Origin of the sequence: Schlesneria sphaerica (assembly GCF_044336245.1) — a bacterium.
GTDB lineage: Bacteria > Planctomycetota > Planctomycetia > Planctomycetales > Planctomycetaceae > Schlesneria > Schlesneria sphaerica.
Genome location: NZ_CP172346.1, coordinates 6,420,569 through 6,434,546 on the forward strand (window position 1 = coordinate 6,420,569; position 13,978 = coordinate 6,434,546).

Below are 13,978 nucleotides of genomic sequence, written 5' to 3' on the forward strand. Positions count from 1 at the left end.
AATAACCGAACCCCGAACGTCAGTCTGCTGGCCCTGGATTGGGGCCAGTGGCTGAAGTTCCCGGCTCGGTTTTGCTGTTTCCCCTTGCTGGTCTTGTTTCTCCCACTGGTCTAGCTGCATGAATACAATTGAACGTCCGACACGATCGTCCGAGCCCTCGGCGACCAGTCCAAACCTGCTTAACGAAGCGGTCCGCTTCCTCCAGGTGGTACGGCGCAAGCTCGCTACCCTGATCGTCTGCACGATTCTGGGAGGAATTATCGGGTCCGCGTGGTATGTCACCGCGACCAGAAAGTACGAATCCTCTTCGGAAATCATGGTGCTCAAGACGGAAGGTAACGTGCTTGAGGGAAGCAACCAGTCGAACCAGCGTTCGATTCAGGACATCATGCCGACGTACCAGAAAGTTCTGATGAGCGATCGGGTACTGATCGGAGCGATCTCGCGCTTGCCCACGGCTCATCGCGGCGATCTGAAAGGGATTCCCAAGTCTCGCTGGCCGGCCGAACTGAAAAAGAACCTCTCGGTCTCGTCGACGCGACTCACGAACCTGATCTCGGTTCGCTATGTTTCCAAGAACCCCAAGACGGCCAAGTTCGTCGTGGACGCCATCGTCGGTTCTTACGTGGAATACATGCGGGAAATCCACAAAGGGAACGCCAAAGAGAGTCTGGCGCTGCTGAATCAGGAAAAGGCCAAGATCGAAAGTTCGCTTCGCGAGAAAGAAGCCGAACTTCTTACGCTTCAACGCGAATCCGGAATCCTCTTTCAAGGAGGCGACCGCAGCACTCACTTGATCATCGAACAGACGATGACGTTGAATGACGCGCTCAGCGAAGCTCAAAAGAAGACACTGGAATGTCGTGCTTTGCTGACATCCGTCGAATATGCGCTCGAAACCGGCACGGATATCCAGCCGTTCCTGCAGCAGGTGGCGGGTGACATTTCGCGAGAATTTATTCTGCGGGATCTGGGGATCGGCGCGAATGACGCCTACACCGTCGCAAAACGTGAGGACGAACTGTTGATGGACAAGGCGGAGCTTGAAAACCGCCTGCAGATCTACGGTCCCAAGCACCCTCAGGTCAAACAGTTGCAGGAACGAATCCGACAGACGCAACAATGGCTGGACGGACGGGCTGAAGTGGTGTCTGAAAGCATGAGAGACGCCCGGGAACAAAAGCTCGCCCCCAAATTGCTCGAAATGGCCAAGCAACGGCTCTATCAGGCAAGTGCTCACGAAGCTGCAATTCGAGAAGAGTTTGAAGCGGTCAATCGACAGGCGCTCAATTTGAACGGTCAGATCGCGCAGATTGATATCGTGGAGATGGCATTGAAGCGGTCCCGTGCCTACTACGACTTCGTGCTGGAACAGATGAAGAAGATTGACATTGGTGCTGATTCGGGTCTGACGATCAGCGTCCCCTCGCCTGCAAAAGTGATCCTGGGGGCTGTGGCTCCGAAGATCTCGACGACGGTTTTCCTGTGTACATTCCTGGGTGTCATTGCCGGCCTGGGCGTTATCTACGTCGGCGATGTTCTGGACGACCGGTTCCGGTCACCGGATGAACTCCAGGCACAGCTTGGTCTGCCAATCCTGGCGATGATTCGCGAGATGGAACCGCTGGAGGGCGATGCACTGGATGGAATCGTCACGTTTGCCCGACCCGACAGTCTGGAATCGGAATCGTTCCGAACGCTGCGAAGTTCGATTACGTTCTCGACGGCAAACACCCAGCGACTGGTGATGACCAGTACCGAGCCTGGGGACGGTAAGACGACCACGCTGGCGAACCTGGCGGTTGCCTTTGCCCAGGCCAAGAAAAAGACGTTGCTGATCGATGCTGACCTTCGTCGTCCGGGGATGACACAGTTGCTGGATCTGAAAGGTCCGCGAGGATTGTCCCAGATCCTTCGCGACTCGAAACCGGTCGCGGAAAGTTGCCTCGAAAACATCTTCAATCTGGGGATCGAGAACCTGGACGTGATGCCGTCTGGACCTCGACCTGCCAACCCGTCCGAGCTTCTGGCCAGCGAGCGGTTCAACGACATTATCGCCTGGGCTGAGTCCAATTACGAACAGATTCTCATCGACGCCCCGCCGGTTCTGGCAGTGACCGATCCGGCAATCATTGGTCGACTGGTCGATGGCGCTGTGGTGGTGATTCGTCCCGACAAGAATCGCCGCAAACTGGTCCTTCGCGCCGTCGAGTCGTTCCGCGGCTCAGGCGTTCAGGTCGTGGGGATCGTCGCCAACCATATTGCGACCAGCAGCGGTTCAGAGTACGGCTATGGTTACGGCTACGGCTATGGCTACGGCCACGACGAAAAGCCTGAAGTCGACGATATGATGGAAGATCACGACAACGACATGGACGGAGATGAAACGCGCGAACAGATCCGGCTGGCGGCATAACGGACCGGGGGGCGTTGAAAAAAGCCCCTTTTGCTGCGAAGGTTACTTGCTGACCCCCGACCTGGATTCCGTAACGAGACTGCTGACAGTCGTGCCCCAATGATCGCCCATGACCGCTTATACAATCGAGATTAACGATCACTTCCCCGATTCGCCCGTCGATCAGGCGATGCTGCGGGACGCGATCCGTCGCGTGCTGGTCGAAGAAGGGATTGCGGGGGCCACGATCAGTCTGGCGATTGTCACTGACGCCGAAATTCACCGCGTGAATCGGGAATTTCTCAACCACGATTATCCGACCGATGTCATCAGCTTTTTGCTGAATTCACCGGACGACGAATCAACATTCCCGTTCTACGAGTCGGACACGGACGACATTGAGGACGGGGAGGAATTCGATGTCTCGCCGGACAGCACATTCCTCGACGGCGAACTGGTCGTCAGTTTAGAAACAGCCCGTCGCGAAGCGGTCGGTCATGGATGGAGTCTGCAAGCGGAGTTGCTACTCTATGTCGTTCATGGTTTGCTTCATCTTTGTGGATACGACGATTTGACTGACGAGTCGCGGCCGGTGATGCGAGCTCGTGAGCGGGAAATTCTCTCGCTCTGGGAATACTATCCGACCGGATTGGAAACGTGACGTGATCATTCTCCCTGTAATGGTGTTCGTGCTGATGGCGATCGCCTGCTGGAGCGCCCTCGGATGCGACGCTCTCCGCGAGTTTTCCTACAGTCGTCTGGAAATGCTCTGCGCGAAACGAGGGGTACCAGAGCGGTTCGGAAAGATTCTTAAACAACAGGGCGAGGTGCTGCTTGCCCTGGAGTTCATGTTGACGATGTCAACGCTGGGACTCGCGACCATCTTGTGCTGCTGGATCGGGTGGCCCCAGTATAGTGACGCAGACCCATGGTACAGCGGCCCCCTGGAATTCCTGCTGAAGTACGCTGGCTTCGCGGTACTCGCCTTCATCGCAGCGGACCTTCTGCCGTGGACAATCGCCCGCGTGGCGTCGGAAGAATACCTCTGCAGGTTCTGGCCGATGATCGAGGGGCTGCAGGCGATTCTCGCCCCCCTGCTGTGGATCGCTTTGCAGATGGACCGGTATGTCCATCGCCTGGCCGGGCAAAGCGAACTTGAATCGGATGATTCGTCGAAGATCGAAGAAGAGATACGCTCGGTAGTTGAGGAAGGGGAACGCGAAGGGGTGCTCGAATCGGGGTCTACGGCGATGATCCAGCGGGTGATGCAGCTTCAGGATGAAGATGTCGGAGCGATCATCACCCCTCGAACCGAAATGGACTGTATGAGCGCCGATCTGACGTTGGAAGAAGCCCGTCAGCAACTGATCGAATCCGGACATAGCCGCATCCCGGTCATCGGGGACTCGACCGATGACGTTCTGGGAATTCTTTACGCCAAAGATTTGTTGAAGGCGCTGGAGCCCGCCCGAGCCGGGCAGTCGATCCCTGTTCTGCGCGACATCATTCGCGAACCGGTCTTTGTCCCGATCACCACTGCGATTCCATCACTGCTGGAACTGATGAAGCGTGAGAAAGTTCATATCACGATCGTTCACGATGAATATGGTGGGGTGGCCGGTCTGGTGACGATGGAAGATATTCTCGAAGAGATCGTCGGTGAAATTGCCGATGAGTACGACGACGAGCAGGTTGGTGACGATATCAAGGAACTGGACGAGAAGTCAGTTGAAGTTTCGGCCCGTGTTCGTTTGGATGAACTCAATCGTCGTTTTGATTTCGATTTGCCCGAGGATGGTGAATTCGACACGATCGGCGGGTTTGTGTTCGCTCAGAAGGGAAGCATGCCATCGACGGGCGAGTCATTCCGGTGGCAAAAACTTCTTTTCACGATCATCAATGCCGATGCCAGGGTGGTGAAACGATTGCGGATCGACCGCGACGTGACGTCATCGAACGGCACGGAACGCCGGCAGGAAACGGACGCGAACTAGTCTGATGCGATCCCGCCGACGCCTATCTCATAACAGACAGCCAGGAGCACCTCATGGTCAAAACCGCATCGACAATGCTTCCGTTGGGGACGCCTGCCCCCGCTTTTTCACTGCTCAATGTTGATGGAAAAGTCGTCTCGCTCGAAGACTTCAAATCGGCCAAAGGGCTGGTGGTCATCTTCATGTGTAACCACTGTCCGTTCGTGAAGCATCTTCGCTCGGGACTGGCTCAGTTTGCTCGAGACTATCAACCCCGGGGAATCGCCGTCGTCGGCATCAGCTCGAACGATGTCTCTTCGCACCCCGACGACAGTCCGGCCAAGATGGTCGAAGAACACCGTGCTGCCGGGTATACATTCCCTTACCTTTACGACGAAACTCAGCAGGTAGCGGCCGCCTACAAGGCTGCCTGCACACCCGATTTTTATGTTTTTGATCAGAATCAGTCGCTGGTCTATCGGGGGCAGTTCGACTCCAGTCGCCCCGGCAATGGTAAGCCTATCACAGGCAGCGACCTGCGGTCTGCCGTCGATCAATTGCTGGCAGGCAATCCACCTCTGGCAGAACAGCGGCCCAGCATCGGCTGCAATATCAAATGGATCTCGGGGCGTGAGCCGCAGTACTTCACAGGCGTGGCTGCGATCGAATCTTAATCTCGCGCGATCCCCACAGATGCTGACAAGCCCTGTCCCGTCCTTCGGATGAGAACAGGGCTTTCTAGTTTCCTGGAGGGCAGGAAATGGGGGCTGGAAGCGTGGTCAGCAGGCTTTCCTGCTTCGTACCGAGCGCCTCTGTACGCAGCGAACCCGTTTCGTGCTGAGTGCAAAGTTATCGAGGAGGTGACTCGGGCCAGCAAGCCGAGTCCCTCCCGTTATGCTGTGCGGTCAATGCGTTCTACCACTCACAGTTTGGTTCGTCGAGAAATGGCTCTGGTGGTACGCCGATGATTGTGTAGTGAGTCACCATGCCACGATAGGTTGAGGGAGGTTGAGCAGCTTTTTAGAGGGCCCAATCAAAAAACACTGCTCGCCAGTGACTGGACGGGCAGTGTTTTTTATTCAGGTTCGGCACACAACGTTCGTTTGTCGTAACTGGCGACGCGGCTGCTTTCTGAGGGGTCACAATGAGGCAGAGCGTTCGTCACGGATCTGGACTTGTAAAGCGCCGAGCATCTTCGTGATGGCAGCTTCCTTGCGATCGATTCCGAGTACATTGTCCAGCACAAAGGCGCGAGGTTCATTACTGGGATGAAGAATCAGGCGACCGCATCGCAGGAGCATATATTCAAACACGTCATCGATTTCTTTACTGATGCGCAGATTGGGTGCCGAGTAACGTTCAAGGCTGCTGAGGAATCCGTGGTGGTGCAGCAACTCGTTCGGCCTGACTTCCCAGTAATCAAAGCGAATGTGAATAAAGACACCGATATAGATTAAACCGAGCATGGTGGCGAAACAGATATAAAACGTGGAATTTGCACGCGGATTAATTCGCTTCAGCATCGCGGCGACGTCGGGCAGTAACGTGGGGAAATAAATTGATAGCAATAGTATTCCCATGGCGAGACTGACCAGCACGAAGAAGACGATCAGCGAGGTCGTCCGGGGAAAGTCGAAGGCGAGAACGACCATGTTGATGGTCATCAGCGTCAGGAAGACCACTGCGATGGTCTGATTATGCTGATGCAGGGGATTGAAGAAAAAGGCTAGAATTGCGGCCACAATGGAGCCGAAAAACGTCGGGTAGAGCAGAATGATCTTGGGATAGGAAACGAGAATAATCGGTTTGTTATCCGAACCACTCGCCGGGACTGGTGCCATGTTGCTCACTAAAAACTCCTTGCTTTGTAAGTGTCACGAATCCTTCACTGTGGCTGCGGGAAGAATAACCAGCTGCCCCGCCTGATTCCAGCAGAGCTGGCAACGGACGCAGGGAAAGTTCGGATCATTCCGATACGAAAACTGCATGTGAAATAGGGATTTGATTAAGACGAATTGACTGAAAGTGCGTTTTTCTTCGGGAAATTTGGGGGATTTGTATTGTAAATCTTCAAAAAACTCGAAAAAACATGGGTGGAAAACCAGTGAGACTTCATTGACATTGAAAAACGCCTTGATTTAACTAACGAACCGTTGAGGAACGTGTCGTCCTCAAAGACATTGAAGTCGCTTCGGAAATGGATTTCGCTGACAGGATTGTCGCACCAGAGGAGAGAGAAATGTCAGAGACCAAAAAGCCAATGAGTAAGACCGATGTGATCAACGCATTGGCTGAGTCCACGGGCCTCGCTCGCAAGGATGTCAGCAGCGTGTTGTCGGGTCTGACCGAGTTGATTGGTAAGGAAATTGGCAAGAAGGGTCCTCAGGTCTTTAACGTTCCAGGTCTGATGAAGATCAACGTCATCACCAAGCCTGCGACAAAAGCCACACAGCGAGCCAACCCCTTCAAGCCTGGCGAAATGATGACCGTGAAGGCCAAGCCTGCCCGCAAGGTCGTGAAAATTCGCGCTCTGAAGGCACTCAAAGACATGGCGTGAGCGAACCCGGGTCGCGAACACCTGTAATGTCAGATTTAAGACAGGCAGTGGACATTCCTCTGCCTGTCTTCTCTTTGGTGCCTGTGTGAATTTCTACCTGTGGTCTCGCTTGAGGTCACAGGGCGGATTGAGGTAACGGAGCGAGGAACTGAGTCACCAGGTGCGAACTTAGGGGCGGCGTCTGGGGAAACCCGGTGACGAGCAGCAAGTCTCAACCGTACTGGTCGACGTCACGACAAGTCCCCCACCCGCTCACTGAACTTCTTCTGTCTCCATCCATGGCGGGACCCCCGGATCGTCGCGGTTGAGGCGTTTCGTGGCGTAACTGACCTGCTGTCGCACTTCTTCGTTGTCTCGATACAGAGTCTTGACGTTCTGCCAGATCTCTTCCGATTCAGTCAGGTTTCCCTTCTTGAAGAGAACATCCGCGTCCTTAAGTTTCTTGTTCAGGTAAGCGACGTAATCTTCGTCTGCCCCTCCTGCCTGGATCAGCTTGTCGACCTCGTCCTGTGCCAGAAGGACGTAGACGCGGTATTCTTCCTTGTCCTTAAAGAACTGAGTGATGCTGCGGAATTTTCGCAGGGCGGTGATACGGTCGCCGAACTTCAGGAAGTGCTCGGCTGAGAGGAACTGTTTTTCCGCTTCGTTAGCGGGCCCCTGCTTCAACCGTTTTGCACTGTGCATCTCTTTGTCGAGCGTCCATTTGTCGATATCGATGATCATCTGATGAGCTTTGTCGGCGTACCGGCCTTCCGGGAATCGATCCAGCAGCGGTGTCAGACACGTCTCCTTTGCCACGCGCCAGTCCATCGCAAATTCGGACTGCATCAGTTTCTCTGCACGGGCCATCAGCTTCTCTTCGCCCTCGGGAACGAAGTGCCAGGCCACGAACCCGGCGATCAGTACCAGGCCCAGACTGAGAAACCAGATCCGTTCGTAGAAGGGGCTCTGGTCTTTCTTTTTCTTCTTCTTTTTCTTGCCGAGGATCGTTTTCAGCTCGTCAACTTTGGCCTGGGCTTTGGTACCGGACGACAATGTCTCTGCCGCCATACTTCGTTGCTGGGTCACCTTCACCCGGACTTCGTCCAGTTCATGTTGCAACGCAAGCGCATCGAAGACCCGGTCGGCAGGGTCTTTCTCAAGGAGGCGGAAAATCAGGTCTTCCAGAAAGATCGGGCAATCCGCCACCAGTGACGTAATTCGCGGTGGGTCTTCCTGCAGATGCTGCATCAGCATCTCACCCTGGTTCTCGCTGGTGAACGGAGTTTCCCCGGCGATCATTTCAAACAGCACGCAGCCGAGAGCATAAAGGTCTGTTTTCTTGTCGACCGGGGGTTTACCACGGATCTGTTCAGGAGCCATATAGGCATAGGTTCCGACTGTCTTACCCGCTGCTGTCAGGGCGGTCGCGGTCGTGTCCCGGGCGATCCCGAAGTCGGTCAACTTAATCACGCTGGACGAGGTCATCAGCAGATTGGCCGGCTTCAGATCGCGATGGATGACTCCGGCTTCGTGAGCGTGTTCCAGCGCGCGGGCAATCTGCATCGCAAATTCGATTGCTTCTTCCCAGGGAAGACGTTTCTTTTTCTTGAGGTAATCTTCGAGTGAACCCCCTTCGACCAGTTCCATCGCGTAAAAACGCTGGCTGCCGAACTTTCCACCCCCGTAGTATCGGACAATGTGGGGGTGCTGCAGCTTCTTGAGAATCGAGATCTCACGTTCGAATCTCCGCTGCAGTGATTCCGAACTGGCGACGTCAGGTGACAGGACCTTGAGCGCCACTCGCGCCCCGTTTTTCGTATAGATCGCCCGATAGACGATTCCCATTCCACCGACGCCGATCCGATCTCCCACCTCAAAGGGACCGATCATCCGTTTGCTCATGCCTGTCGATCCCCAGTTCTCAACTTGCAGTGGTGTGACTCAACACGCTGCGAACGATCCTTGAATCCTGAATTCGGCATGGTTTCAACTTCACGACATCCTGGGAGGTCGATCATAACCTTCGCAGTGTGACGGATGTGTCGCGCGACAATTCTCTATTCTCAACAGACCGAAGTGCGAGTGCAATCGACCCGGACTGTTTCAGGCGGGAATACTGGCTGAAGTTCTGATGGAGCAGCCCTGCCCGCCATTCTTCCTGTAAGTCACGGTGTGCGGGAGCTACCGATGCTTCTGAGATAGGCGTATAAGTCAGCGAGATCGGTTGTCGTGAGTCCCTTCAGCAGGCCCGTCGGCATCAGCGAGATTGGCGACTTTCGTTTTTCTTCGACTTGTGTCGTGTCAATTCGGAATGTCTGACCTGAACTGTTACGCAGCAGGAAGCCGTCGACAGATTCGTACACGATCAGCCCTGAATAGGATTTGCCCTCTTTTGTCGAAACGATCGTGGTCTGGTAGCGGTTAGAGACGTCCCGGCTGGGAGCGACGATCGCGGTGAACAAGTCCTCGCGAGAGAAGCGGCTCGACACTCCCCCCAGATCGGGTCCCAGCGCGCTACGCCCGTTGTGGCATTGAAGACAGGCACGACTCTTGAATATCTCGGCTCCTCGTTCGGCGTTGCCTGCATCCCAGTCGGTTGCGGCCAGCATTGATTTCAGTTGATTCAGTTCCTGGTCATTTGTCCCGAGTTCTACGGCGGCGTCGCCGGGGAAGCGACGTTCAATCCACTTCGTCCATGCCTCTAAAATCTGAGGTTGTGGACGATGACCCGCCTTCCCCGTGACGAACGGGAACGATTGTTTGTTATTTCGTTCCAACTGCTTCACGACTTCTTCGCGCAGCACGTATTCACCCGAATCCGCTCCCAGCCTTCGTAGCGCCTTCAGCAAGGCGAGCTGCTCCATCGGCAGGTTACCTGGGCCCAGTTGTTCCAGCGCCGAAAGACAGGCTGATTGAACTTCCGACTGCGACCATTCCAACCCCGCAATAAACTTCTCGCGATCGATCGACTGCGGATTTCGGCTGAGGACCACCAGCACGGCCCCGCGAACCGGGAAATTCTCAAACTGTGACCGAATCAGCTCTCGGTGTTCGGGTTTGTCTGAGTCTCCCAGAGCGAAGACAACATCGTTGGTCCACGGGTACTCGAGCGTTGTCGAACACTTGTGTGCGAAGGCGTCCCGTGCCGCTGGCAACAGTTCCGGGGGCATTTCGTTGAGAAAGATCGTATGCCCGGGCCGGCCGAACTGGGGATGACCGACGATGGCGGGAGCGAGAAAACGATCGGCGATGGCCAGCTTCGTCCACATCTCTCGGATGCGATCGGCCCAACTGGCATCTTGCGGTAATTTCCGCGAGGTGATCTTTTCGTCGAGCCCGACGAGTGCGGCGACGATCTGCTCCCGTTGTTTAATGGAATGCGTCAGCGGACAACGGGCCAGCGTCACCAGATGATGGATATCGTCGACAGGCTCGGACGAGGGGGTAAGTCGCTCACACAGCGCATCGATGACCTTGTTGTTGTAAGTCGTCGTCATTGCGATGAGTCGTACCAGTTCTTCGTCCAGCCGGGCAGACCCGCTGGGGAAAATCTCAGCGAGCGAGACCCGCCAGGGATTGAGGTCCTGTTCAAATTCTTCCAGATCGAGTGGACTTGCATATCCGTCGAAGACCGGTGGGCGGTCCTGCCGGGGACCCATATCCCCAAGTACGACCTGCAGCAGGCGAACTGCGTCGAGCTTCAGATCGATTTCCGCATCGGGGTCACGAAGGACGCCCATCGCCAAGGGAGGGATCTCACTTCGGACTCGGCTTTCCGCATCGATTGGTCGATTCAGCCAGCCGAGAAAATAGCTGACGGCAGCACGGGAGCCCAGACGCTTTGCCTCCGCAGCCAGGTCTGGCAGCCGCGATTCATCCAGCCGCGCCACGAGAGCGGCGGCCAGTGCTCGATTGAAGCGATCGTCTCCACCGAGTCGAGCTGCCAGATTGGGGCCTAAAGACTTCCATCCCAGTGCCTGCCGGTCGAGACTCAAACAGGTCTCCATCGTGCAGCGTGCCACCAACGGGCTGGGATCGTCGAGGAACCGTTTGATGATGGCTGTCTCCGGGCGATTGTGCCCACTCCGGCCATAGGCCCAGATCGCACGGGCTCGAACGGCTTCCGATGGACTGTTCGCCAGGGCCGTCACAACGTGCTGGTCGATTCCCTCGAAAAGCTCGACCAGGATCTCGATGGCTCTTAATTGATGATCGGGTGCCTGTGACGAGTCTCGCAGGAACTTCTCGAATGGAACAGGCCCCAGTTTGACGGCCCTTGGCTTCCAGGCCGCACGCGACCAACTGCTCAGGGGTTGCGGGGCGGACAGAATTTGTTTGAGTTGTTCGTCTTCCGGAGTTGTGCCATCGGAGACCGGTGCGAGCTGTGGCGTCGTACGTGTCGAGCGGATTCGGTACACCGCGCCCCGGGTTCCGCGGCCTCCCACACACACGAAGAGCGAACCATCCTGACCGATCTCAACATCGGTCGGTGCGAAGCCGTTTTGTCCTGTTCCTGCCATGAACAGTTCTGGATCGCTCGACCACGTCCCCTTGTGCGGCTGAAGCGGCAGTGCGTGGACTCGTCCATATGTCCAGTCGAGCACAAATAACGCGCCGTGGTATTTGTCAGGGAATTGAGTGTGTCGGTAACAGGCGACCCCCGTCGGGGAACCACGACCGAACGAGGCAATGACCGGAGGCATGTCGAAGAAGCCGTCTCGCCGCATCCAGCTTTTGCTGACCCAGCCAAGATCGGCACCTGTCAGGGCGTGAAAGACCTGCGTCGGACGGTACCACGGCAACGAGATTTCCCGTTCCTCATCACTGTCGTAGGTAAAGATGTCCCCTTGCGGGTTGAAGGCGAAGTCATAGGCGTTGCGGAGGCCATCGGCGAGAAGTTCGCCTCCTGTCAGGTCGGGTTTCAGGCGGAATAACACCCCTGCCCGCGGGGTCTTGATGGGGGATGTCGGCAATGTTGCGTACCGGCTGTTGATGCCGGCACTATTACCCGCAATCACGTACCACCAGCCGTCCGGTCCCTGCTGGACGGAGTGAACGTCGTGTTCGCCACCTGTTTTCAGTTTGAGAAAGTTGTCGGGAGGCCCATCTGCCCGATCATCGGCGTTGGCGTCATCCAGACGCAGCAGTCCCCCATCACCGACACAGACGAGTGATCGGCCGATGAAGCACATTCCCTGTGCGCCGCTGCGGGGAAGTTCGGAAAAGACTTTCGCCTCGTCCGCTTTTCCGTCGCCGTCGTTGTCGATCAGGATCTTGATAAACCCGGCACCGGAAACAACGACTCGGCCTTTCGAGTCAATTGTCATAGAGTAAATATCGTGAGCCAGATCGTCCCCGGCGAATTCGGTCACTTCGAATCCGTCGGGGACTTTGACTCCGATGTCATCCGCGGACAGTGGGTAAACGATGGATAAACAAAAAAGCGCCATCAGCAGCCTGCCGAATGACGCTTTGTAAGACTCGAATTCAATCATTGAGGTTCCGTCTGGCTCAGTTGCCGCTGGATTTCGCGTCCGTGTTTTTTTCCCGGATATCAAAGCAGAGTACGCAATTCTGTTCTCTGAGGTAGAGCTTCCCATCCAGAATCACGGGATGCGACCAACTCGGACGCTCGCCGCTGCCCGGTACCGTGAATGCACCGACTTCCTCATAGTCATTCGGGTCGGCTTTCGCCAGAGCCATCGTGCCGTTGGCATAGTGAAGGTACAGTCGACCATCGGCAGCGGCCATCGCGATCGAACCGCTGCCGGTTCCTCGCTTGCGCCATTGAACCTTGCCCGTCTTCAATTCGGCACAGAAGGGGATTCCAGAGTCTTCCGAGTCTCCATAGATGTAGTCACCAACCAGAACGACACCACCGTGCTTGTTCCCCAGTTCGGGCTTCAGAGGATAAATTTCTTTAATGTCGACTCCCCCGTTGCCATCGGGAATCTGCTGGAGCAGTGCGCCACCGCGCTTGTAACCGGCAACGGCGAACACCAGATCGTCCTTAACGATCGGAGTCGGAATGATGGCGGTGGTTTTTTCCATCGGATACGACCAGAGCAGTTTGCCATCGGTCGCGCGAACGCCAAGGGCGCCGCCCCCTGTGGTCTGAACGTAAACCCGGACACCGCCGATGTCTGTCTTAACGATCGATGCATGACCCGCTCCGCGGTCCCCTTCCCGGACGACCGACCAGATGGTATTGCCCGTCAGTTTGTCGAGTGCAACCATCGTGGCTTTCTCGCCGCCTGGTGTGCAGACGAGCTGATTACCATCAATTTCCACAGACTCGCTGTAACCCCAGATATCAGCTTTGACGCCGCCGAAATCCTTCTTCAAATCTTTACGCCAGATTTCTTTTCCGGTCTCAACGTTACAGCAGAAAAGTTCCCCGTCGGCGGTCAGTGCGTAAACACGGTCGGCGTCAACTGTGGGGGTGCTGCGGGAGCTCTGCCAGGTTGGCTGCCCGTTCTTCCAGGCCGAGCCGGCCTTGTTGACCCAGAGGCGTTTTCCATCCTTCAGGTCCAGGCAGATCAGGTATTCATCGGAATCTGAGACATCGGCGATGCTGTCACCCAGCAGGAAGATTCGACCATTGGAGATCGCCGGACTGGTGTAACCACGGCCCGATCCATCCGCCTTCCAGAGCAGCTTCGGTCCACCCGCAGGCCATTCCTGGAGCAAATCTTTCTCTTGCGAGAAGGCGGTTCGATCCGCACCACGGAACGTTGGCCAATCAGCCGCGATCAGACCCTGCTGAACTCCACCGGCAACGGCAAACAAGACCAGCGACAAAACCTGTCTTCGTGAAATCATTGGACGACCGCTCCTTGGGGGAAACCATAAAGCTCGACTCATGTCCGAGTTTAAATGCAGACTTTTCCATCGGCAAGGCGATGCCCAGAGCAATTCAGCCGGGACACGCTTCCGAGGGAAATTCTTATGAAGAACTCTGTCAGAATTCAGGTCACATTATGTTTCAGCGCCGCCGGAGCCACGGCATTTCCCTCGGCAACGGGGTCCAACAAACGGCATCCTTTGGTCGCTTATGAGACCAGGCGGCGG

General features: G+C 55.9%; 9 protein-coding genes. 5 read left to right on the forward strand and 4 right to left on the reverse strand.

What is annotated here, in order from left to right; genetic code table 11:
* The first annotated feature begins 118 nt into the window (after nucleotides 1–118).
* The 4 genes from ACGY09_RS23065 to ACGY09_RS23080 all read left to right on the forward strand — a co-directional run bounded on the left by ACGY09_RS23065 (nucleotide 119) and on the right by ACGY09_RS23080 (nucleotide 5,042).
* Nucleotides 119–2,416 carry a GumC family protein gene (locus tag ACGY09_RS23065; RefSeq protein ID WP_397569605.1) on the forward strand — a complete coding sequence of 766 codons (2,298 nt, stop codon included), beginning with the start codon at nucleotides 119–121 and terminating at the stop codon, nucleotides 2,414–2,416.
* Between the two features lie 109 nt (nucleotides 2,417–2,525).
* Entirely contained in the window at nucleotides 2,526–3,056 is a 531-nt protein-coding gene (gene ybeY, locus ACGY09_RS23070) for an rRNA maturation RNase YbeY (protein ID WP_397569606.1), read from the forward strand.
* A 1-nt stretch (nucleotide 3,057) separates the two neighbouring features.
* Complete coding sequence (locus ACGY09_RS23075) at nucleotides 3,058–4,389, forward strand: hemolysin family protein (protein WP_373652619.1); 1,332 nt, start codon at nucleotides 3,058–3,060, stop codon at nucleotides 4,387–4,389.
* 53 nt (nucleotides 4,390–4,442) lie between these two features.
* Entirely contained in the window at nucleotides 4,443–5,042 is a 600-nt protein-coding gene (locus ACGY09_RS23080; RefSeq protein WP_397569607.1) for a thioredoxin family protein, read from the forward strand.
* A gap of 465 nt (nucleotides 5,043–5,507) precedes the next feature.
* Here ACGY09_RS23080 and ACGY09_RS23085 read toward each other — a convergent pair whose 3' ends face one another.
* Complete coding sequence (locus ACGY09_RS23085) at nucleotides 5,508–6,209, reverse strand: hypothetical protein (protein WP_397571902.1); 702 nt, start codon at nucleotides 6,207–6,209, stop codon at nucleotides 5,508–5,510.
* 398 nt (nucleotides 6,210–6,607) lie between these two features.
* Here ACGY09_RS23085 and ACGY09_RS23090 point away from each other — a divergent pair, with 398 nt between their 5' ends.
* The gene (locus ACGY09_RS23090) at nucleotides 6,608–6,925 is read left to right on the forward strand and encodes an HU family DNA-binding protein (RefSeq protein WP_373652617.1); all 318 of its coding nucleotides are present in this window, start codon (nucleotides 6,608–6,610) and stop codon (nucleotides 6,923–6,925) included.
* A 252-nt stretch (nucleotides 6,926–7,177) separates the two neighbouring features.
* Here the strand turns inward: ACGY09_RS23090 and ACGY09_RS23095 are convergent, their stop codons facing one another.
* The 3 genes from ACGY09_RS23095 to ACGY09_RS23105 form a co-directional block, all read right to left on the reverse strand.
* Nucleotides 7,178–8,809 (reverse strand): serine/threonine protein kinase, encoded by a 1,632-nt coding sequence (locus ACGY09_RS23095; protein WP_373652616.1) that lies wholly within the window; start codon nucleotides 8,807–8,809, stop codon nucleotides 7,178–7,180.
* A 263-nt stretch (nucleotides 8,810–9,072) separates the two neighbouring features.
* Nucleotides 9,073–12,402, reverse strand: coding sequence for a hypothetical protein (locus ACGY09_RS23100; RefSeq protein ID WP_397569608.1), 3,330 nt, complete (start codon nucleotides 12,400–12,402; stop codon nucleotides 9,073–9,075).
* A gap of 16 nt (nucleotides 12,403–12,418) precedes the next feature.
* Complete coding sequence (locus ACGY09_RS23105) at nucleotides 12,419–13,729, reverse strand: PQQ-binding-like beta-propeller repeat protein (protein ID WP_397569609.1); 1,311 nt, start codon at nucleotides 13,727–13,729, stop codon at nucleotides 12,419–12,421.
* Nucleotides 13,730–13,978 lie beyond the last annotated feature (249 nt).